Source organism: Pedobacter sp. PLR (assembly GCF_026239675.1).
In the GTDB taxonomy this organism is placed as follows: Bacteria; Bacteroidota; Bacteroidia; order Sphingobacteriales; family Sphingobacteriaceae; genus Pedobacter.
The window spans coordinates 111,337-133,453 of record NZ_JAPIVQ010000005.1; the positions used below are offsets into that span (position 1 = coordinate 111,337).

Consider the following 22,117-nt stretch of genomic DNA (forward strand, 5'->3'; position numbering starts at 1 on the left):
ACACTGAAAATTTGAATGATTAACATTCGATAAGGGATCTTATTGCCTTAAATTTCAAAACATTAAACATGAAAAAAGTCTCATCTGAATACCTGGACAGCCTTGTTGTTCACGATAAGGAAAATGGCATTTATCGTCATAATCGTGAATCCTTTACAAACGAAAATTTGTTTGAATTGGAAATGGAGCACATTTTCGAAAGCAATTGGGTATACCTTGCGCACGAATCTCAAATTCCAAATATTAATGATTATTACACCACTTCAATAGGAAGACAATCGGTAGTCATCACGAAAGACAAGCAAGGTGAATTAAATGCCTTAATCAACTCTTGTACACATAAGGGAGCACAATTGTGTCGTTATAAAAAAGGAAACAAGTCCAGTTTTACCTGCCCGTTTCATGGATGGACCTTTAGTAATGCCGGAAAATTATTGAAGGTAAAAGATGGAAAAACAGGCGGCTATCCTACACAGTTTAATTGCGAGGGTTCTCATGATTTAGTGAAAGTTGCCAAATTTGAGGCTTATAAAGGCTTCTTATTCGGATCGATTAACCCCGAAGTACTTCCTTTACAAGAATATTTAGGCGATTCAAAAGTTATTATCGATCACATTGTAGACCAGGCGGCAGATGGCTTAGAAGTATTAAACGGCTCATCGTCTTATGTCTACAATGGAAATTGGAAACTACAAATGGAAAATGGGGCTGATGGTTATCATGTTTCATCAGTGCATTGGAATTACGTTGCAACCATGGGGAGGCGTGATTATGAAAAGGAAGGAACAAAAGCTGTAGATGCCAACAATTGGTCGAAATCTGTAGCCGGTGTTTATGGCTTCGAAAATGGACATATTTTATTGTGGACAAACAAGTTAAACCCCGAGGTAAGTCCCATCTATCAACAACAAGATCGTTTGATTGCTGAATTTGGTGCAGAGAAAGCTGGTTTTATGGTTAATATGACACGTAACTTAGGGTTGTATCCAAATGTATTTTTAATGGATCAGTTCTCTACACAAATCCGGGTAATAAGACCTATCTCCGTTAATGAAACTGAAATTACAATTTACTGTTTTGCTCCAAAGGGCGAAAGTGGGGAAGAACGTGCAACGCGAATCCGCCAGTATGAAGACTTCTTTAATGTAACCGGAATGGGAACACCGGATGATTTAGAAGAATTCCGGTCTTGTCAAATTGCCTACCAGTCTTCTGCTTTAAAATACAATGACATGAGTCGTGGTGCTACGCATTGGCTATATGGACAAGATGAACAAGCAGAAAAAATGGGCATTAAACCAATAATCTCCGGAATCAAATCTGAAGACGAGGGTCTATTTATTACCCAACATGAATTCTGGAAAAATTCATTAAAAGAGGGTATTTCTAAAAATGTATTAGCAGAAAATAAATCATGACAAATTACCAGGACATACAAGCATTCTTATATCAGGAAGTTCGTCATTTGGACGATAAAGAATGGGATCAATGGCTAAAATTTTACGATGAAGATTGTGTTTTTTGGATGCCGGGATGGGATGACGAAGATGAGTTGACAAAAGATCCGCAAACCGAAATTTCTTTGATCTATTATCCAAATAAAGGTGGACTGGAAGATCGTGTGTTTCGTATCAAGACAGAACGCTCGTCGGCCTCCATGCCCGAACCCAGGACTTGTCATTATATCAGTAATGTAGAAGTGCTGGAAGAAAGCGAGGAGCAGCTGAAAATCCGCTTTAACTGGAACACCTTGTCGTTTCGATACAAAACAACAGATAGCTATTTCGGTGTAAGCTTTTACACACTGAAAAAAAATGAAGATTCATTGCTCATTGTAAACAAGAAAGTAATCATAAAAAACGACTACATCCGTCAGGTTTTAGACGTTTATCATATTTAAAATAATAGTTATGGCAAAAGTTGCATTAAATTTTGAAGACGGCGTAACGCGTTTTATTGAGACTACAGGGTATGAAACCATTGCCGAGGCAGCCTATCGCTTAGGTGTTAATATTCCTTTAGATTGTGCTGATGGCGCATGTGGGACTTGTAAATGCTTATCAAAATCAGGTTCATTTGATCCTGGAGATTATATTGATGAAGCTTTATCGGAAGAAGAAGCGGAAAATGGTTATGGGTTGGCATGTCAGATGCGCCCGAAGTCGGATATGATAGTAGATATATTCGCAAGCGCTGCAGCATGTAAAGTAGAGCTGCGTACCTACGAAACTGAAATCACCGGGTTAACTTTTTTATCCTCAGAAATAGTAAGGCTAAAAGCCAAAATAACAGATGGTTCTACCATCACGTTCTTGCCGGGTCAATATGCAAATATATTGGTTCCAGGGTCAACAGAAACTCGTTCTTATTCATTTTCCTGTTTGTCAGATACCAATGAAATGGAGTTTATCATCCGATTAATTCCAAATGCAGGCTTAATGAGTAATTATTTAAGGCAAGCAAAAATAGGAGAGGCTTTAAGTATTACCGGACCGGTGGGAAGTTTCTATAGTCGTGATGTCAAAAGGGAAACTCTATTCTTTGCAGGAGGAACCGGAATTGCTCCTTTCATAGCGATGTTAGAGAAGCTCAACAAAGAAGGTAATCCTCAATTGATTAAATTATTTTATGGTGCTACGACGGTAGAAAATATTATTGACCTGGATCGTATTAAAATGTTCACAAACCTTAACGTAGCAGTGTATCCTTGTGTTTCAAGTGAGAACTGTGATGCTTATCCTTCAGGGTATGTGACGCAGTGGGTTAATAAAGAGGAACTAAAGGAAGAGATTTACGATATTTATATATGCGGCCCAAACGCGATGGTAGATGCAGTTAAGTCTTCACTAGCAGCACATCAAATAAATTTCGAAAATTTCTATACTGAGAAATTTGTTCCAACAGGAATGTTAACGGTATAATTCAAAAGCGTATGATTTTTCAAGATAGATTTAAAAATAAAATTGCCATTGTTACCGGTGCTGCACAAGGCATTGGTAGAGGTGTTGCGGAACGTATTGCGAAAGAAGGGGCTAAAACAGTTTTAGTAGATCGTTCGGATGTCGTATTGGAAGTAGCAGAAAGTTTAAAAAAGGCTGGATATGATGTCCTTGCAATACAGGCAGATCTGGAAACATTAGCAGGTTTTAATAAAGTGTCAGATAGCGTGATTCAAACCTTTGGTAAGATCGATATTTTGATTAATAATGTTGGTGGAACCATCTGGGCTAAACCTTTTCAACATTATGAGGAAGAAGAAATCATGAAGGAAATAAACCGATCACTGTTTCCTACGCTATGGGGATGCAGAAGTGTGCTACCGCATATGATATCCAACGGTGGTGGGGTAATTGTTAATGTCTCATCTGTGGCAACACGTTCTGTTAATCGTGTTCCTTATGCAGCTGCCAAAGGTGGTGTGAATTCAATTACTGCATCATTAGCTTTTGAACAAGCTGCTAATAATGTGCGTATACTAGGAGTAGCACCCGGTGGAACTGAAGCACCTCAACGTATAATTCCGAGAAATGAAAATCCACAAACGGATGAAGAAAGAATGTGGTATCAACAAATTGTGGATCAAACAATGGAATCATCTCTGCAGAAAAAATATGGTACCATCGAAGATCAGGTGAGCACCATCTTGTTTGCGGCCTCTGATGAAGCTAAATATATTACAGGAGTTACCATCCCGGTTGCGGGTGGAGATTTAGGATAATTTTAAATAGAATAAAATGCTAAAAGTTCAATTAACAAACTTTATTTGTAATTATAATCTTGAAAATTTCGGACATGAGAAAACATTGATTTTTTCTAATTCATTAGGAACAAATTTGTCCATGTGGGAAGATAATATTGATGTTCTGAGTCACCAGTTCAACATTTTAAGATATGATAAACGTGGGCATGGTGAAAGTACTATTCACCAGGATAAAGTTTCCATTGCCGAATTGGGAAACGATGTGATTGAATTGTTAAACTATTTAAAATTAGATAAAGTTTATTTCTGTGGGCTATCTATAGGAGGTTTAATCGGTCAGTGGTTAGGAATTAACCATCCCAGTCGTTTCGAGAAAATAGTGATCAGCAATACAGCGGCGAAGATTGGAAATGAAGAAGGTTGGGGCGCTCGTGTAAAACAAGTTACAGAAAATGGATTGGGAAGTATTTTAATTCCAACAGCTGAACGCTGGTTTAGTCCTGATTACAGAGCTAAAAATCCTGATAAAGTTCAAGAGATCCTTCATCATTTTAAAGCTAATTCTTTACAAGGATATACTGCTTGTTGCTACGCCGTTGCAGCGGCAGATTTTAGGGAACAGCTTTATAATTTAGATGTTCCTTTACTAATTATCGCTGGTATCCAGGATGAAGTGACAACATTAGCCGATGGGAAATTTATACAAAAACATACCCCTATTGCTAATTTGGTTACGCTTGATGCCGCGCATTTATCGAATGTGGAGCATCCGGAAGAATTCGCAAAACACATTATACATTTTACAGAACATTAAAAAAACATAGATGAAAACTATACCACAAATATCCTTAAAGGAGGCAGTTGCAATGGTAAAGGATGGGGATACTTTATTACAGGGTGGCTTTGGAATGACTGGAAACCCGGTTCATTTGATGCATGCTTTAGCAGAAACAAAAACAAAAAATCTTACGTTTATTGGAAACAATGTGGGTGAAACTGGAATTGGGGGTGGACGGCTATTGCGCAATGGTCAACTGAAGAAGATAATTGGTTCTTTTTTTACGTCAAATCCAGAAGCTGTAAAAGCAGCTCAGGATGGGATTGTTGAATACGAGTTATTACCGCAGGGTACATTAGCCGAAGCCATTCGTGCAGGTGGCGCTGGTATTGGAGGTTTTTTTACACCTACATCTGCGGGAACTGAATTAGCACAAGGGCGTGAAACAAAATTTTTAAATGGTGTTGAACAGGTTTTTATCCCTGGAATACGTGGTAATGTTGCATTTATACGGGCCTGGAGAGCGGATACTGCGGGGAATTTACAGTATCGTATGACAGAGCAAAACTTTAACAGAGCAATGGCTACTGCTGCAGATTTGGTAATTGCTGAGGTTGAAGAAATTGTACAAGTAGGTGAAATTTTACCGGAAAACATTCATACACCAGGATCATATATAGACTATTTGGTTCAGGCAACTTTAACTTTAGAAGATTTAGGGAGTTCCGCTTCAGTTTCTTCTGGTAAAAAAGTTTCAGAAAGTCGTATGAATATGGCTAAAAGAGCCTTAAAAGAATTGCGAAAAGGTGATGTCGTTAATTTAGGAATTGGTATACCAACCTTAGTTGCTGATTTAATTTCGGAGAAAGATGGAATTATTCTACATACAGAAAATGGTATGCTGGCTGTAGGACCAGCTCCTGCTGATGGTGGTGCAATGGATTATCCTGTTAATGCAGGTAAGATCCCTGTCACCGCTTTAGCTGGTGCTTCTTATTTTGACTCTGCAGATTCATTTGCGATGATTCGTGGTAAACATATTGATATTGCTGTTATGGGAGCTTTGCAAGTGGATGAAGCAGCTAATTTGGCCAACTGGGCCGTTCCTGGTCAGCCTTTATTAGGTGTAGGGGGGGCTATGGATTTAGCTTCTGGTGCAAAACGTTTGATTATTACGATGATGCATGCCGAGAAGAATGGAGATGCAAAGATTGTTCCTTCCTGCACATTGCCATTAACAGCGCTTAAATCTGTTGACATGATCATCACAGACAAGGCTGTATTTGAGTTTGTTGACGATAAATTAACGTTAATTGAGATTATGCCAGGTGCGACTTTAGAAGAAGTAAGGAAGCTAACCTCTGCAAAATTCCTGGAAAAATTATCCTGATAAAACATTAAGGAGTATGCTAGTCAAGCTTGTCAAAAGAGCGATTAATTCTCCATTTGTAGCCTATGCTATACGGTGTATTACAGGCTTTCTAATTGGTTATTTTTTAATTGAGAAATTTCCTCAGCATGAACTATTCTGGGTGTTGTTATCTATTATATTAGTGATATCTCCGGATGAAAAGGATGCCAGGAAATTAACAATAGAAAGAAGTAAATCGAATTTTATAGGATCAATTTCCGGACTGCTGGTTTTTTTCCTTCCTATGGATGATGTTTATAAGATAGCCCTGGGAATTTTAATAGCCTTAATCATTTGCAGGTTTGCAGATTTAATCAATGCAGCACGTAGTGCTATTGTAGGTTTATTAATCGTACTAATGGAACATAAAACAGACACCTATTGGGCACCCGGAGAGCGATTTATTTTTGTCACCCTGGGGTGTTTTATTGGTCTTTCTGTAACACTAATAACCTCCTATATTTTTAATTGTTTAAATAAAAACTTTTTAACAGAAAATGAATAAAGAAGCATATATTATTGACGGAATCCGAACTCCGGTTGGAAGTTTTGGAGGTACATTATCAGCATTACGTGCTGATGATTTAGCGGCTTTACCAATTGCTGAATTGGTAAAAAGAAATCCTAATATCCCATTAGATGCGATTGATGATGTGATTCTCGGCTGTCACAATCAAGCTGGAGAAGACAATAGAAATGTTGCACGTATGGCTGGTTTATTAGCCGGATTACCGGTTACTGTGCCAGGTGAAACCATTAACAGACTATGTTCTTCTGGTATGTCAGCAATCGTACATGCAGCCCGTGCAATTAAAGCGGGAGATGGCGATATTTTTATTGCAGGTGGTGTTGAACACATGACACGTGGACCATTGGTGATTTCGAAATCGTCTAAAGCTTTTGGAAACGATTCTAAAATGGAAGATTCTTCTTTTGGCTGGCGTTTTGTTAACCCGAAAATGAAAAAAATGTATGGCATAGACCCTATGGGAATTACAGCTGAGAATTTGGTGGATATGTACCATGTTTCTCGTGAGGACCAGGATAAGTTCGCTTTATCTTCTCAATTAAAAGCAGCTGCAGCTACAGAGAATGGTCGTTTAGCTGAAGAGATTATGCCTGTAATTATTCCTCAAAGAAAAGGCGATCCGATCATTTTTTCAAAAGACGAATTTGTACGTTCAAATTCTACAATTGAAGCTTTAGCAAAATTAAAACCTGCTTTCAAAGATGGAGGCACGGTTACTGCCGGTAATGCTTCCGGGTTAAATGATGGTGCTGCTGCTGTTTTTGTAGCCTCTGCAGAAGCAGTTGAAAAATATAATTTAAAACCAATTGCGCGTATCCTGGCATCTGCAGTTGTTGGTGTTGAGCCTGCAATTATGGGGATTGGCCCTGTTACAGCCACTTTGAAGGCATTGAAAAAAGCTGGTTTGACTTTAGATCAAATAGATGTAATGGAATTTAATGAAGCTTTTGCAGCACAAGCTTTAGCATGTACACGTGCTTTAGGGTTAGCAGATGATGACCCAAGAATTAATCCAAATGGCGGCGCTATAGCAATAGGTCATCCATTAGGGATGTCGGGTACACGTATTACTTACACAGCTGCTCTGGAACTGCAAAAAAAGGGGAAAAGGTATGCTTTAGCCGCGATGTGTGTAGGTGTTGGACAAGGCTACGCTATTATCTTAGAAAGGGTTTAGTTTTTGATGTTTAATCTGTGAATATGAGTAAGAAACAAGATATTTTGGCTGCTGCTTTGAGGCTCTTTACAAAAAATGGAGTTAGAGCAACTTCAACAAAATCTATTGCTGAGGAAGCAAATACCTCCGAAGCTCTAATTTTCAGACATTTTAAAACAAAAGATAATTTACTGGAAGGAATAATAAGAAATGGATATAAAGAAGCATTAACACTTACTACTACTTTTTTGGAGCATAAAGAACCTAAGGCTTTTTTGATTCAAATGATTGATTTACCACAGACTTTAGTCGACTCCAATTTTGATTTCTGGCGGATGCAATATAAAATTTTACCCTTAAATTCAATTGCACAGCATTATCATAATAGTTTTATGAAACCAAGCGGTGATAAACTGACTGAGGTTTTTAGATTATTGGGTTATGAATATCCGGCTGAAGAATCGGATGTTCTTATTCTTTTAATTGATGGGATATGGAAAAGTTATGCTTCTGATAGATTTACCAATGAACGATGTAAAAGTTTGGAGAAGCTACTTAAAATTAAGTACGACCTTAATTAATTGACTCAGGATTTCGTTACTTACTTTTAGTCAAAAGCATAGTATGCTACCACATTGGCTTAAACAGTAGACTCATTGCGAAGAATACCTTCCAACATATTTGGTATGTGATTTAACCCTGCTCATGATGAAAAATCATAAGAATTCAAAGGCAAGATTCTTTGTGGATCAAGCAAATATGCTCTCAGAGCAGATCAGCCCGATTTAAGTTTTCGTAAATCAATAGTTAATTTAATTTCCCTTTTTATATGAAAAGGACAATAAAAATGCCTCTGGAAAGGAGTTAACTTTCCAGGGGCATGCAAAATACCATCTTTGTGCCTTAAAATAGGGTTGATTATTTTGCCTTACCGGAGTTCTCCAGTGCGTCTTTGTAATAATTTGCGCCCCAGAGTTTATAACGGTTATACTGCAGCTTTAGGCGATTTTCAAAGGAAGTCCAGTTTCTGCTTTCCTTGCTGCTCCACAATACTTCACTCAAGGCAGACATTCGTGGGAAGATCATGTATTCTACTTTTGATGGGTTGTTCATATACTCTGTCCACACATTAGCTTGTGCGCCAAGAATATATTTTCTTGATTCAGCTGGCAGGCCGGCAGGAATCGGCTCATAACTGTACACCTTTTCTAATGTGGTCAAACCTGGCATCGTTAACGAATCTCTTTTGGCAGAAGGAGCGTAATCAAAATACATATAGTTTCCAGGGGTCATGATCGCATAATGATTTTGCTTTGCCGCTTCAATACCACCTTCTTCACCACGCCAGCTCATCACGGTCGCATTAGGAGCCAGGCCACCTTCCAGGATTTCATCCCATCCAATGATGCTTTTGCCTTTTTTGTTGATGTATTTCTCCATACGCTGTACAAAGTAGCTTTGTAGTTCATGCTCGTCTTTCAGCTGATGGTCTTTCATGCGCTGCTGACATTTCGGGCATTTCTTCCAGCTGGTTTTCGGACACTCATCACCACCAATATGAATATATTTGGCAGGGAAAAGAGCAACTACTTCATCTAGAACATCCTGAAAGAAAGTAAAAGTCTGCTCATTTCCTGCACAGAAAACCTCGTCAAAGACACCAAAAGTTTCCTGAACCTTGTATGGCCCGCCGGTACATCCTAAATAACTGTATGCCGTCAATGCTGCTGAAGCATGGCCTGGCATTTCAATTTCGGGAATTACCGTGATGTATCGGTCAGCAGCATATTTAACTACTTCTTTGATTTCTTCCTGGGTATAAAATCCCCCATGAGGGATATTGGTATTTCCATTGCCTGGCAGGAAACCAGTGATGGTCCCTTTACGTACCGAACCTAGTTCCGTCAATTTTGGATACTTTTTAATTTCAATTCTCCAGCCTTGATCATCCGTTAAATGCCAATGGAAATAGTTCATTTTGTGAACTGCGAGGTAATCAATGTATTTTTTCACAAAAGACATCTTAGAAAAATGACGGGCTACATCCAGGTGCATCCCGCGGTATTGGAAACGTGGTTCATCTTTGATTTGCACAAAAGGAACTGCCAGGGTTTTCTCTTTTGTACTTGGATCCAGCAGTTGAATCAAGGTCTGAACGCCATAAAAAACACCTTCTTCGGTAGCCGCGCTAATAAAAACACCTTCCTTTTTTACTTCAAGAGCGTAGTTTCCAACAGTTTTGCTGGTTTTATTTTTCAGCGCAAGGTAGATACCTTGTGTGGCACTTGTCTTACGTTGTTTCAGGCTAAAACCATAAAACTGGCTTAAATAAGCGTTTAAAAAGGAGGCTGATTTTTCTAAACCTTGCTGCTTAAAGACCACAGGAGTTTTGTCTGACAAGTTAAAAGTACCCTTGGAAGTACTACTGACTTCCAGGGGTTGAGGGATGATATTAAATTGGGCATGCAATTCTGCTTTTAACAGCAGTAATGTAAAAAAGCAAATAAAGAATTTGTTCATTTGTGTGTGTTTAACTTGTAGAATTATAATTTATTAAAGTAAAAATCATCGCCGTAAGCGGTTCCGGCAACTGGTTTATACATGTAAACGGTGACTGAAGAATTGACAGCTCCGGTAGTGAACGTAACCGAGGAATTAGTGTAGCTGGAATTAGTGATTGCAGTGTTTACTGCAGCACCGCCATAGTTTTTAACGCCAAACATCGCAGATTCTCCTGCGGTGCTTACTTTGCCATACCCTCCAAAAACGTAAGTCGTATTTGGACTAAGACCGGTAATTACTTGTTCTAATGAGGTCTCGCCGCCTTGCTGTCTGATTGCTTTTGCACCAGACCTGAAATTGGTAGTCACCACAGCCGTATTGCCTGCCGGATTCCAGTTGCCCCATGGTGCCAATGTAGCATCCTCAAAACCCGCATTACCCAGAACAGGAACTTCCTTATACACCCTGATCCAATCCACGTTCATATTAAAAGGCAAATCGGCATTGGTAATTGCTCCAGGCCATCCTGCACCGCCTGACTGGTTTAAGATCAGGTAAAATGGCTTATCAAACGGCCATTGTGAGGAGGTAGCACCGGCAGCTCTGATATAAGTGTACTGCAGCACATTGTTCACATAAAACTGAATGGCTGAAGGGCTCCAGATGATGCCGTAGATGTTATAATCTGCAGTGTTATAAGCCGTAGTTTTGGTTGCGGAACTGCCGCCTGATGGACCGGTTACTGTGCCATTGTGAATCGTTTGGTGCACAGAATTCTCATAGTTTACGTGCTCCATGATGTCTATTTCACCGCTGTTTGGCCAGTCGCCATAGGAAACAGGTGTTTCCGGCATCATCCAGATGGCAGGCCATGAACCCTGTCCTTGTTTAAATTTTGCCCTAACTTCAACTTTCCCATACAAGAAGCTGAATTTTGTGGAAGTCTGAATTCCTCCTGAATGGTAGGGTACCGGATCTCCGGCGATCACTGCATTGTCCATTTTCAAGACCAGATCGGTTCCATTCTGAGCGACATAATCTGTGGTTGAGGTCAGGTATTTTGCCCATGCTGGAGACCACCTCGGACTATAAGCCCATTTGCTGGCATCGAAACTGCCGCTGCTGTTAAATTCATCTGAAAAGACAAGGTCCCAGGAAGAACTCAAGGTACTCAGCATGGCCGTACTTTGAACAGCCGTTGTGCTTTCCTGGTTGGTTTTGCCAGGCAGTTCCGGATTTTGCTGCAGCGCTTTTGAACAGGAAAATAACAGGATGGAACTGCCCATCAGGAGGTTCATGATTTTCATAATGTTAGGGTTTAAGGAATAATTGGTTATTTATGGTTTACTTGATTATCGGTAATGGCGACCAGTAAAAGTCATGTGTAACATCATTCGGTTTGCCTTTCAATGGGAGCTCAGCGGGATCGCGGTCGGCGATCGCTTTTGCTACTGTTTCTGTTCTGATCAGATCAAACCACCTTGCAGTAGGTTCAGGGCCGGCAAATTCCCAGCCTTTTTCTGCAACTACCGCGTTTCTGAAATCTGCTTGATTTAATCCTTTAGCCAATTCCCCTAGACCTGCTCTGTTTCTTACTTCATTGACAGCCTGGTAAGCAGTTTCATCTGGTCCGCCAGACGACATGGCCTTTGCTTCCGCATAAGTTAAGAGTACTTCTGCATAGCGGATCATATACACCGTTGCACTTCCCCACCAATCGTTCAACTTATGGGTAGCTGGATCATAGGACTCATCATCTCTGTATTTTAAGAAATAAGGATGTTTGTGCGTTAGTTTAGTGTAATCTACCGCTTTAGCTGGATCGTTCCCTAAGAAGTAAACCATTTGGTAGGTGGCATCTTTTCTCGGACCAACAGGGAATTTGTTGTAAAATGCAATCTCTCCGAAAGCTTCATCCCATCCACCTTCTTCACCAGGAGCAAAGTTGGGAGGTCCCATCTGACTGCCATTACCCCAGTTATCTCCGTAATCCCAGATGCTTGGCATGTTTTTATTATAGTAACAGGCAAAAACGGCTTCTTTGTTAAACCTCGAATCTTTATCCCAAAGTTCCGCATAGCCGTTTACCAGGCCATAACCCCAGGTTCCTTTGCCATCAATCACTTCTTTAGCTTTTTTAGCAGCCAGGTCATATTTATCGGTTTGTTTCAAAGGCCAGCCAGCCATGGTAAGGTATACATTGGCCAGCAATGCTTTCGCTGAACCTCTTGTGGGTAGGATATCTGTGCTGCCTTGTCGTCTAGGACCGGACCAGGCATCAGGCAACATATTTTCTGCTTTCTGAAGATCTGCGATCACTACATTATAGATTTCCTGTGGGGAAGCATTGTTTTGCGGCTCCAGATTTGCCTGCAGCGGCATAGGTACCGCACCCCAGGTACGGGTCAGGAAAAAATACGACATGGCACGATAAAAATAGCCTACACCGGCTGAGTTGTTCCGCTGTACTTCAGTGGCTTCCGTTGCTTTTGGGTAGTTCTCAATCAGAGAATTGGAAGATTTGATGGTTTTATAGAAATAGCTCCACCAAATGGTCATCCTGTCGTTGGACGAGTTGGCCTGAAAGGTGTCGAAGTTGGAGAAGCCCATTTTATTTCCTCCCGCATGGGTGGTAATGTCATCGCTGCCAAAGGTGGTGGCCAGTCCGCCGGTTTGATTCCAGGCCAGGTTATACGTTAAGGAAATACCCAGGGTAGCAGAATTCAGATCTTCGGCAGTCTTGTAAAAAGTTTGAGGAGTGATGCTCCCTTTAGGGTCTTCTTTCAAGAAATCTTTCTTGCAGGAGGAGACAAGCATAGTTGGTATCAGGAGGGTAATGATATATTTTTTCATTGGAATGGTTTAAAAGGTTAGATTAAGCATAATGGTGAAGGTTTTTGAAGAAGGGTAGGCGCCTAAATCAATGCCGGCATCTGAATCGCTATTTGCAGCAGTTGAACTGGCCTCAGGGTCAAATCCTTTGTATTTAGTGATGGTAAATAAGTTTTGACCGCTTAGGGTTAGCTTTGCATTTCCAAACTTCATCATGCTTTTAGGGAAATTATAGGATAAGCTGACGTTCTTTAGTCTGGCGTAAGCTGCGTTTTGCAGAAATTGAGTGGATTCGATATATTCTTTTGCGGTACTTGTCGGGTTTGCCCATAGAGAGCCTGTGTTTTGAGGCGTCCAGTAATCGGCTGCTGCGGCAAGTGTTGGATAGGCTACATCGCTACTGGCAATTGCTGATGCCGCATAGGTGGCATTGAATATTTTGTGCCCATAAGCACCCTGAATAAATACATTTAATTCAAAATTCTTATACCCAAAATTATTGTTAAAACCCCATTGCACTTTTGGCATGGCATTTCCTGAGATCACCATATCTTCAAAGCCAATCGTTCCGTTTCCACTCACATCAGTGTATTTATAATCACCGGCTTTATGTCCATTCTCGTCATTTTGGTACACTCCTTCCCATGGAATCAGGTAAAATGAACCTAATGGCTGTCCTACCTGAATCACCTGGATAGGTGAATTAATTAAACCACCACCAATTTGGGTACGTCTGATCATGGTTTGCTCACCAAGGCTGACTACCTTATTCTTATTCAGTGCGGCATTAAAGCTGGTATTCCATTTGAAGTCGGTATGGTCAATTGCATTGAAATCTACCATAAATTCAAAACCTCTGTTGTTCACTGCACCAATGTTTTTTAGCAATGTGCCGCCTCCAAGATAATTGTCGATCGGGGTGAACAGCAGTAGATCTGTCGTGTTTTTATTGTAATAATCCGCTGTGATATTCAATCGCCTGTTGAAAAAGCTCATATCCACACCGATATCAGTCTGTTTTGTGGTTTCCCATTTGATGTCTGGTGTATTTGGATTACCCAGGGTGTAGCCCTGGAAGGAGGTCGTACTTCCGTAAGAATAATTTACCGGACTCAATAATCCCAAAGTACTGTAGGGAGCAATGGATTGGTTTCCGGTAACGCCCCAGCCTGCTCTAAGTTTAAGTGCAGAAAAAACATTCAATTTTTTGATGAAGGATTCTTCAGATAGGTTCCAGCCTAAACTTGCTGAAGGGAAATTACTCCATTTATTGTCTCCCTGAAACTTGGAAGATCCATCTCTTCTAATGGTTACAGTGGCCATGTATTTCCCATCATAACTGTAGGCAGCTCTACCCATAAAAGATAGGATTGACCATTGCGAATAACCTGATGAAATGCTTTGAGCGGTGTTCAGACCCAGGTTATAATATCCGTTGGAAGTAGTGCTTAAACCAGATCCATTTGCACTAAAGCTATTGGAAGTGTTTTGCGTGCTCTCTTCCACAGCGGTGATGGTAATGTCATGCTTGTCGTTGATGAGTTTATGAAAGGTCAGGACATTGTTGTTCTGAAAGTTGTAATTTTCGGAGAAGCTCTGTGCGGATTTCATATTTCCCTGGGAAATCCAGTTGTTGGAAAGAGAAGCTGCTTTCGACAGGTTAAGGTCTAATCCAAAAGTAGAGGTAAAGGTTAGCCAGTCTGTAATGTTATACTTCAGGTTGGCATTCATGGTGGCCACATTAGCAAAAACATTATTGTCACTTTCCATGCTGGTCATGTATGGGTTTGGCCAGATAGGGGACAATCCGGTTCGGTTATATTGTCTGGTCGCCTCGTCGTCATAAACTGGTTCTGTTGGTGCCCAGGCGATGGAAGCCATTACTGGATTTGCTTTTGACGTTTGCAGTCCATTGTTCTTTGAATTGATGCGTTGTGCAAAAAGATTAATTCCCAACGACATTTTACTGTTTAACTTCGCCTCCAGATTGGTGCGGAGTCCAAATTTCTTTTGGTTGGTATTCACTAGTAATCCACCCTGGTCGGTGTAAAAGCCAGAAACATAATATTTTGTGTTTTCAGAGCCTCCATTTACAGAAAGCTGATGATTTTGGGTGATGGCGTCTTTAAAAAGCAGGTCTTGCCAATCTGTTGTTTTACCAGCGTATGATTCCGGGTTGGGGATCACCGGACTGCCTGCCGAAAGGTTGGCCATGTTGGCATAAGTCACCGCATCCATCAGTTTGTATCTTTTCATTGGACTGCTGAAGTTGACGAAACTGTTGTAGGCCACTTTTACAGTGCCTGATTTTCCCTTTTTAGTGGTCACAATGACTACGCCATTTGCGCCTCTTGAACCATATATAGCAGTAGCTGAGGCATCTTTTAACACATCCATAGCTTCAATGTCATTTACATTGAGGTCTTGGATACCGATACTGCCCAGCGCTACACCGTCTACAATATATAAAGGTTCATTGCTGCCACCGATGGAATTGGCCCCTCTAATCCTGATTTTTGCCTGTCCACCAGGTGCACCAGAACTTTGGGTAACGGCAACACCCGCTACTCTTCCCTGTAATGCATTGGCTGCATTGAGTACGGGCTGATCTTTATAAGTGTCGGATTTTAGGGTAGCAATAGATCCGGTCAGGTCTTTACGTTTTTGCGTACCGTAACCAATTACGGCAACTGCATCCAGCGTTTTTACATCGGATTCTAAAGCTACTGTAATGACTTTTTGGTTATTTACAGGCACTTGCTTTTCTTTCATACCCACGTAATTGAAAATTAGTGTGGCATCTGCAGGTGCATTGATGGAGAATTTACCTTCGGGATTTGTTTGTGTAGATATGGAACCTCCTTTTACCCTTACCACAACCCCGGGTAAAGGGGCGCTTTCATTGGTGACTTTTCCGGTGATGACCTGCTGGGCAAAAGTGGTAAACCCGGAAAATACAACGAGCATAAGCAGTATCAGTCGGAGGGTTAGCGGATGGTTGAAAAAAGAAGAAGGGTGTAATCGTTTGATCATAACTGATTTGATTTGGTTTTTTGTAGAAAGAATTAGGTTTTTTCTGGAGTTTATAAGGATTAAACCTGGCCTTGCGGAAGCCTTAGGTTCCTGAGGTCTGTCTTAATCCAGAGCCCTGATGGGCTCAGAATAAAACAGCGCATGATAAGGCTGGTGTTTTCATAATATTTGGGTTAGGTGAGGTAATTGGCGATAAGATGTGCTGAACCGCATTGCTAAGGTATATAGGAATAGCAGCCGGCAAAGGGGGTGAAGTAGTTAAAAAAGGGGGGTAAACTCGATATGTTCCCTATATAAAACACAAATAATACCTACATTCAGCCCTAGATATCAATTCCTTTACCTCCACATGTTTAATCAGCTTAAAAGTATTGCAATCACTGTTTCATTGCTATGGATCACATTACCATCATCTGCATTTGATTTTTCTTCGGTATTCTATTTGGGCATTGAACATGGTCTTTCTAACAACGAGGTAAATTGTATTTTTCAGAGCAGGAAGGGGTATATGTGGTTTGGTACTTTTGATGGCTTAAACCGTTATGATGGATACAGTTTTAAGATCTTCAGGAAAAAGCTGAAGGATAGGAATTCGCTCCTCAACAACAGGGTGCAATGCCTGGCTGAAGACGAGGCTGGAAATCTTTGGATTGGCACGATGGGCGGGGTATCCATTTATAATGATGCACAGGAAAAGTTTAGTACGCTCTATTTTAATACTTCTTCAAAACCGGAAAAGCAACGAGTCGACAATACCACTGTATTAAAAAGAGCACCGAATAATGATATGCTGATCGGTACTGCCAAAGATGGTTTGTTAGTGTATGTAAAGGAAAGGGGCGAGACGATCCAGATCCCGCTCCAATCCGCCTCAGCAAATCGTGTTTCCTACCAGGTGACAGCGATTGAAATTGATAAAAGCAATCAGGTATGGCTATTTATTGAGGGGGTAGGTTTATGCAGATACGATAGAAAAACACATACAGTTGCTGTTCTGGACAATACGTTAAAATATGCCTCCTGTATTAAAGCGGATCGCTCAGGGAATTTATGGCTGGGTACAAGTTCAGGTATCTATAATTATATCGTGTCGGCTGGAAAGTTCACTTTTAAACCATTGCCCCGGGCAGTGACGAGTTTGTATTTCGACAAGCCTGAGCAGTTATACATCACCACAGATGGTGGGGGTATTTTCATGATGAACATCAAGGAAGAAAAGATCAGCCAGCCTTTAAAGTTGAATGGAGAGGAGATCTTTACCAGTTCTGCGATCAAGGGAATGCTGAAAGATAGTCAAGGCAGGGTTTGGGTGGCTACTTTAAGAGGAGGGATCAACATCATAGATGATCAGCGATACCGCTTTAAAACCCTTAATCCTGATCCTTTGGAAAAGAATAGTTACCATAACTATTTTATCTCTTCTTTCGCCCAGGATGCTGCGAATCACATCTGGATCGGAACGGATGGGAACGGGCTGAACCGTTGGGACAGAACAAAGAATTTATATGTAAACTATAAAAAGGAAGGTAAGAATGGCTTGAGCAGTAATAACATCACGACCATTTTAAATGACCATCAAAACACCATTTGGATCGCAACCTGGGGTGGCGGTATTATCCGCTTCAATTCATCAAAAGGGACTTTTGAGCATTTTAGCTGTATCCATCCTGTCAATGGTTTAGAGTTCAAAAATATATGGAAATTATATGAGGACGAGCAGCAGAATTTATGGGCAAGTACGTTCGACAATGGTGGATTATATAAGTTCAATCCAGGGCTGAAGCGGTTTGAGTTGTTTGACGATGCGATTGGAAATATACTTTGCTTTATAGAGGATCGTAAAGGTGATTTATGGGCCGGCACGGATAATAAACTGATCCGTATAGACAGAAAATCTAAAAAACACCTGGTTTATCATATTGGGTATCGTGTTAGGGCTATTCTTGAAGATAAAGCAACGGTATTATGGCTGGGAACCGAGGGTGGAGGTCTAATCTCGCTGAACACCAGCAACCAGAAGTACAGGCGATTTACGGAAAGTGATGGGTTGCCAAACAATGCGGTATTGAATATCCTCCGCGATAACAATGGGGCACTCTGGCTGAGCACCTTTTACGGGCTTTCAAAATTCAATCCCACAAATCAAAAGTTTCATAATTTCTTTGCCTCAGATGGCTTACAAAGCAACCAGTTCAGTTACCTGGCGGCTGCCAAATTGAAATCAGGAGAACTGATATTTGGAGGGATCAAAGGTTTTAATGTTTTTTCACCAGAGCAAATAAGCTTCTCCAAAGAAAGACAACAGATATTGCTGACTGAGGTAAGTATAGATAACTCGCCTTTAACTGATCCTGTGAATGCTGGATTTATTAAAAAGAGAACAGCCGGCGAGATTGAAAAGTTAGTGATCCCTTACCATAAGGCTTCGCTATCCTTCGGATATACCAGTCTGGAATATTCCAAGCCAGACAAAATCAATTATGCTTATTTTTTGGAAGGCTGGGATAACAATTGGATCAATGCAGGTAAAGTAAGAACGGCAAATTATAGCAGGTTAAAAGAAGGAACTTATACGCTTCACCTCAAAGCAGGCAATAGTGAAGGCGAATGGGGAGATGAAAAGTTAGTCCGCATTGTAGTTTTACCGCCTTGGCAGCGTACCTGGTGGGCTTATTCGCTGTATGCTTTGGTCGTTGGGATGGGTGTTTATTTATACGTCAGGTACAAGCGACAACAGCTTGATTTAACCTATAAAGTGCGTCTCGCACAAATTGAAATTGAAAAGGAAAAAGAACTTAATGAGAAGAAGCTTTCTTTCTTCACCAACATTACCCATGAATTGAGAACCCCGCTTAGTTTGATCGTCAACCCTGTTAAGGAGTTAATCAGTAAAACGGAAGATACTTTAAAGCAGGAGCTGAATATCATCTATAGAAATGCGAATCGCCTGTTGACACTGGTGGATCAGCTGATGCTTTTCAGGACCACTGAACAGGAAACAACCAATATCCAGCTCAATGAGCTTAACCTTTATCAACTGTGTAAAGATACTTATGAAAGCTACCTGAAGATTGCGTCAAGCAAAAATATCCAGTATGAATTTGACTGTGAAAACCAGGAACTGATGATTTTTGGTGATTATGAAAAGCTGGAAATTATCATTTTCAATCTGCTCTCCAACGCCTTCAAGTTTACGCCTAAAAACGGTCAGATTCTGTTTAAGGTGGAAGAAAATGAATTTGAAGTAAAGATTTTCATTAATGATACCGGGTGTGGGATCAATAATAATGTCAAGAACAAGCTCTTTGAAAAATACTATCAGGAAAAAGACAGCTCCGAAAACAAAGAAAAAGGCTTTGGAATTGGTTTGTACCTGGCAAAGCAATTTATCGATGCACACAAGGGAGAACTCAGTTATTCCAGCGATCCGAATACGGGGACTTCATTTCAAATAAAGCTGAAAAAAGGACTCTGGTTTGATGCATCCATCCAGCCAGAAGGACAGCAAAATCAATTGCTGCCGAGAGCAGAGCAGATCCCGGATGAAGAAATCCTGCAGATGCCCAATATCAACACCTTGGAAATTACTGAAAAGAGATCCTTGCTGATCGTGGATGACAACACGGAACTCAGACAATACCTAAAGAAGATTTTCATCCAGCAGTTTGTAGTTTATGAAGCGGAGGATGGTAATATTGGCTTTGAACTGGCACAAAAATACGTGCCGGATCTAGTGATTAGTGATGTCCTGATGGAGGGAGGTAATGGGGTGGAGCTCTGTAAAAAGATAAAAACTGATCCTACGCTGAACCATATTCCTGTGATTCTTTTATCTGGCCTCAGTTCTTCGGAAAGTAAATTAAAAGGGATCGAAAGCGGGGCAGATGATTACATGATTAAGCCCTTTGATAAGGACCTGCTGCTGGCTAAAATCAATGCCGTTTTAGACAATAGAGATACCTTGCACCAATATTTTAGAGACAACATCACACTTCGCAACAACAATCAGAAAATATCTGCTACTTATAAGGCTTTTCTGGAGAAGTGTATTGCCATTGTGGAGGAGAACCTAAGTAACGAAGATTTCAATGCGCAATGGCTGGCGCGGTCTTGTAATTTAAGCTATTCTATTCTCTACAAAAAGGTAAAATCCATCTCTGGACTATCTTTAAATGCATTTATAAGGTCTATCCGGTTACGCAAAGCAGCATTATTGATGTTGAGTACCAATACAAATGTTAATGAGGCAGCATTTAAAGTGGGGATTTATGACATCAAGTTTTTCAGGACACAATTCAAGAAACTATATGGGATGAATCCTTCGGATTATATTAAGAAATATCGGAATTCCTTTAGTAAAGAGTTTAATCTGATCAAATAAGCGCTAGGATTTTTTATATTAGCTTCATATATAGCATCTTAGGTCATGGATGCTATAACATCCCGGAAGTATTTCGGAGAGTGAGTTAAAGCTGTTCTGTTCCAAAAAGAACATCATCGTTCATAGGATTGATGCTGGTTAGGGTGAAATCAGGTCTCATTTGTGAGGAATGTGACCTGGTAATTCATTTTTAGTGGCATGAAAAGTCAATAATATTTCTTCCATCTCACTCTTTAGAAGCTGCTGTTCTTCAATTAAACTTAACTTAATTTCCTTTATTGGTCCATAAGTTAAAGGCTCTAGTCTTTTTTGCAAGTGAATAACCTTGAGTTTTAATTTTACTAATTGTTGTTCTAATGAACTGAATAGGAGAGCATGTTTCTTCTTAACTTCAGGTTCCAGTGGTTTCTTACTTAGCTTTTTCAGAATATCGGATTCATCACTAATGAATTGTAGATCAGATGACCATTGTTTTGTGATCAGGTAAAGTTCCTGTAATTCTGCGCTCAACGCATTGTCTTCTATTGTCGTAGTCATAATTTTAGGTTGTGTATACACAAAGGTTCTGCTAAAAAGTTGTTAAAACCTTGATGGCTATCAGTATTTTAGATGATAGGTGTCAGTTTTGGAATTGATTAGTTATTCCTCATGCCTGATGAGTATCACGTTAAAGCCTGCGCATCGTCAGTTAAATAAGGAAATAATAGTTCAAGATTTACAGGGCATTTCATTGTCATCATATTACTGTAAAATGAGTAAAATCCGAATTGTTACAGATCTTTTGCCAAGGCCATTTCTGGGGCTACTTTTATTCTTTCTGCCTTTGTTCAGCTTTAAAAACGCTGGTTCAGGTCCTGGTAAATGGATTTTAACAAAACAATGTACATTAAAGGTAAATGGGAAGACTAATGTCAATAAGTTCAGCTGTGTGATTCCGGAGTACGCCCAGGCTGATACTCTGATGTTTTATAGGGGAAATAAAGATGAGCCCTTGAAGATTACCGGAGGAATGGTCCTTGACATCCAAAACTTTGACTGCAAGAATGCGATGATGACCAATGATCTGAGAAAAACACTTAAAGCGAAAGTACACCCAAAAATCAAGATCAGGTTTCTTAACCTAAGTAGATATCCGGAGCCCTCTATAAAAGAGAATACCATAAAAGGTACAGTAACCATTGAACTTGCCGGGACAGTGAAACGTTTTGACGTAGATTACAAATACATTATGAACGGAGATAATGAGCTGCGGCTGATCGGAACAAAACAAGTGAATTTCTCTGATTTCAATATTGAACCTCCCCGGAAATTAGGGGGAATGATCAAAACCAATAATGAGCTGAATGTTGAATTTATACTCAATTTAAAAACTCTAAATTAACGAAAATCATCTTTCCTGGACTAGTTGTAGGGACCGTACTCTTTGCCCTTAGTTACGGCAGTTTGTATTTTGGAATCAGGTTTTTTCCCAATCTTTTTATAGATTATAATAACCCATTATTTAATTCAGAAGGAAACAGAGATGTACTTTTTTACATGCATGCCTTTGTCACCAGTTTGGTCTTATCATGGTTTTGGAATCGCTTCAAAAGTCTTGTCCAAGACATCATTATTTTAAGAGGACTGGAGTTCGGTACTGTATATGCTCTGCTAGCTTTGCTACCGGTAATGTGGATCACATTTAGTGCGATAGATATTACAGCCTATATGGTACTCAGTTGTTTTGTCTATGGTTTTGCCCAGGCCATAGTTGCAGGGATATTGTTTGCAAAGTTAAATCCTTAAATGCGCCCCC

Annotated in this window: 16 protein-coding genes; 11 read left to right on the top strand and 5 right to left on the bottom strand. The window is 40.2% G+C overall.

Going from position 1 to position 22,117, the window contains the following annotated elements:
* Positions 1 to 68: 68 nt before the first annotated feature.
* The 9 genes from OQX61_RS13620 to OQX61_RS13660 are packed head-to-tail and all read left to right on the top strand — an operon-like array spanning position 69 to position 8,155.
* Positions 69 to 1,418 carry a Rieske 2Fe-2S domain-containing protein gene (locus tag OQX61_RS13620; protein ID WP_265842271.1) on the top strand — a complete coding sequence of 450 codons (1,350 nt, stop codon included), beginning with the start codon at positions 69 to 71 and terminating at the stop codon, positions 1,416 to 1,418.
* Entirely contained in the window at positions 1,415 to 1,900 is a 486-nt protein-coding gene (benB, locus tag OQX61_RS13625; protein WP_265842272.1) for a benzoate 1,2-dioxygenase small subunit, read from the top strand. The genes OQX61_RS13620 and benB overlap by 4 nt, the downstream gene beginning before the upstream one ends.
* A 10-nt stretch (positions 1,901 to 1,910) precedes the next feature.
* Positions 1,911 to 2,921 (top strand): benzoate 1,2-dioxygenase electron transfer component BenC, encoded by a 1,011-nt coding sequence (gene benC, locus OQX61_RS13630; RefSeq protein WP_265842273.1) that lies wholly within the window; start codon positions 1,911 to 1,913, stop codon positions 2,919 to 2,921.
* 11 nt (positions 2,922 to 2,932) lie between these two features.
* Positions 2,933 to 3,718, top strand: a complete 786-nt coding sequence (locus OQX61_RS13635; RefSeq protein WP_265842274.1) for a 1,6-dihydroxycyclohexa-2,4-diene-1-carboxylate dehydrogenase — start codon at positions 2,933 to 2,935, stop codon at positions 3,716 to 3,718.
* 16 nt (positions 3,719 to 3,734) lie between these two features.
* A complete protein-coding gene (pcaD, locus tag OQX61_RS13640; protein ID WP_265842275.1) occupies positions 3,735 to 4,514 on the top strand; it encodes a 3-oxoadipate enol-lactonase in 780 nt (259 codons plus the stop codon).
* A gap of 10 nt (positions 4,515 to 4,524) precedes the next feature.
* A complete protein-coding gene (locus tag OQX61_RS13645) occupies positions 4,525 to 5,868 on the top strand; it encodes a 3-oxoacid CoA-transferase (protein ID WP_265842276.1) in 1,344 nt (447 codons plus the stop codon).
* A gap of 16 nt (positions 5,869 to 5,884) precedes the next feature.
* Entirely contained in the window at positions 5,885 to 6,394 is a 510-nt protein-coding gene (locus OQX61_RS13650) for an FUSC family protein (RefSeq protein WP_265842277.1), read from the top strand.
* A complete protein-coding gene (gene pcaF / locus OQX61_RS13655; protein ID WP_265842279.1) occupies positions 6,387 to 7,595 on the top strand; it encodes a 3-oxoadipyl-CoA thiolase in 1,209 nt (402 codons plus the stop codon). The genes OQX61_RS13650 and pcaF overlap by 8 nt, the downstream gene beginning before the upstream one ends.
* A gap of 23 nt (positions 7,596 to 7,618) precedes the next feature.
* Positions 7,619 to 8,155: a TetR/AcrR family transcriptional regulator gene (locus OQX61_RS13660; RefSeq protein ID WP_265842281.1), complete on the top strand. Its 537-nt coding sequence runs from the start codon at positions 7,619 to 7,621 to the stop codon at positions 8,153 to 8,155.
* Between the two features lie 337 nt (positions 8,156 to 8,492).
* Here the strand turns inward: OQX61_RS13660 and OQX61_RS13665 are convergent, their stop codons facing one another.
* From OQX61_RS13665 to OQX61_RS13680, 4 genes are read right to left on the bottom strand one after another with little or no spacing between them, the layout of a single operon-like run.
* Positions 8,493 to 10,094, bottom strand: a complete 1,602-nt coding sequence (locus OQX61_RS13665; RefSeq protein WP_265842282.1) for a beta-N-acetylhexosaminidase — start codon at positions 10,092 to 10,094, stop codon at positions 8,493 to 8,495.
* A 23-nt stretch (positions 10,095 to 10,117) separates the two neighbouring features.
* A complete protein-coding gene (locus tag OQX61_RS13670) occupies positions 10,118 to 11,383 on the bottom strand; it encodes a family 16 glycosylhydrolase (RefSeq protein WP_265842283.1) in 1,266 nt (421 codons plus the stop codon).
* Positions 11,384 to 11,420: 37 nt separating this feature from the next.
* Positions 11,421 to 12,929 (bottom strand): RagB/SusD family nutrient uptake outer membrane protein, encoded by a 1,509-nt coding sequence (locus OQX61_RS13675; protein WP_265842284.1) that lies wholly within the window; start codon positions 12,927 to 12,929, stop codon positions 11,421 to 11,423.
* Between the two features lie 9 nt (positions 12,930 to 12,938).
* Complete coding sequence (locus OQX61_RS13680; protein WP_265842285.1) at positions 12,939 to 15,941, bottom strand: TonB-dependent receptor; 3,003 nt, start codon at positions 15,939 to 15,941, stop codon at positions 12,939 to 12,941.
* Between the two features lie 349 nt (positions 15,942 to 16,290).
* Between OQX61_RS13680 and OQX61_RS13685 the strand changes: the two genes are divergently transcribed.
* On the top strand, positions 16,291 to 20,322 hold the full coding sequence (locus tag OQX61_RS13685) for a two-component regulator propeller domain-containing protein (RefSeq protein WP_265842286.1): 4,032 nt from the start codon (positions 16,291 to 16,293) through the stop codon (positions 20,320 to 20,322).
* A 156-nt stretch (positions 20,323 to 20,478) separates the two neighbouring features.
* On the opposite strand, the gene OQX61_RS13690 is transcribed toward OQX61_RS13685, so the two are convergent.
* Complete coding sequence (locus OQX61_RS13690; RefSeq protein WP_265842288.1) at positions 20,479 to 20,859, bottom strand: hypothetical protein; 381 nt, start codon at positions 20,857 to 20,859, stop codon at positions 20,479 to 20,481.
* 214 nt (positions 20,860 to 21,073) lie between these two features.
* Here OQX61_RS13690 and OQX61_RS13695 point away from each other — a divergent pair, with 214 nt between their 5' ends.
* Positions 21,074 to 21,703 carry a YceI family protein gene (locus OQX61_RS13695; protein ID WP_265842289.1) on the top strand — a complete coding sequence of 210 codons (630 nt, stop codon included), beginning with the start codon at positions 21,074 to 21,076 and terminating at the stop codon, positions 21,701 to 21,703.
* The last annotated feature ends 414 nt before the right edge of the window (positions 21,704 to 22,117 follow it).

Coding starts and splice junctions, on each gene's coding strand:
- OQX61_RS13620 (WP_265842271.1), top strand. CDS start 69: ATGAAAAAAGTCTCATCTGAATACCTGGACAGCCTTGTTGTTCACGAT.
- benB (WP_265842272.1), top strand. CDS start 1,415: ATGACAAATTACCAGGACATACAAGCATTCTTATATCAGGAAGTTCGT.
- benC (WP_265842273.1), top strand. CDS start 1,911: ATGGCAAAAGTTGCATTAAATTTTGAAGACGGCGTAACGCGTTTTATT.
- OQX61_RS13635 (WP_265842274.1), top strand. CDS start 2,933: ATGATTTTTCAAGATAGATTTAAAAATAAAATTGCCATTGTTACCGGT.
- pcaD (WP_265842275.1), top strand. CDS start 3,735: ATGCTAAAAGTTCAATTAACAAACTTTATTTGTAATTATAATCTTGAA.
- OQX61_RS13645 (WP_265842276.1), top strand. CDS start 4,525: ATGAAAACTATACCACAAATATCCTTAAAGGAGGCAGTTGCAATGGTA.
- OQX61_RS13650 (WP_265842277.1), top strand. CDS start 5,885: ATGCTAGTCAAGCTTGTCAAAAGAGCGATTAATTCTCCATTTGTAGCC.
- pcaF (WP_265842279.1), top strand. CDS start 6,387: ATGAATAAAGAAGCATATATTATTGACGGAATCCGAACTCCGGTTGGA.
- OQX61_RS13660 (WP_265842281.1), top strand. CDS start 7,619: ATGAGTAAGAAACAAGATATTTTGGCTGCTGCTTTGAGGCTCTTTACA.
- OQX61_RS13665 (WP_265842282.1), bottom strand. CDS start 10,094: ATGAACAAATTCTTTATTTGCTTTTTTACATTACTGCTGTTAAAAGCA.
- OQX61_RS13670 (WP_265842283.1), bottom strand. CDS start 11,383: ATGAAAATCATGAACCTCCTGATGGGCAGTTCCATCCTGTTATTTTCC.
- OQX61_RS13675 (WP_265842284.1), bottom strand. CDS start 12,929: ATGAAAAAATATATCATTACCCTCCTGATACCAACTATGCTTGTCTCC.
- OQX61_RS13680 (WP_265842285.1), bottom strand. CDS start 15,941: ATGATCAAACGATTACACCCTTCTTCTTTTTTCAACCATCCGCTAACC.
- OQX61_RS13685 (WP_265842286.1), top strand. CDS start 16,291: ATGTTTAATCAGCTTAAAAGTATTGCAATCACTGTTTCATTGCTATGG.
- OQX61_RS13690 (WP_265842288.1), bottom strand. CDS start 20,859: ATGACTACGACAATAGAAGACAATGCGTTGAGCGCAGAATTACAGGAA.
- OQX61_RS13695 (WP_265842289.1), top strand. CDS start 21,074: ATGAGTAAAATCCGAATTGTTACAGATCTTTTGCCAAGGCCATTTCTG.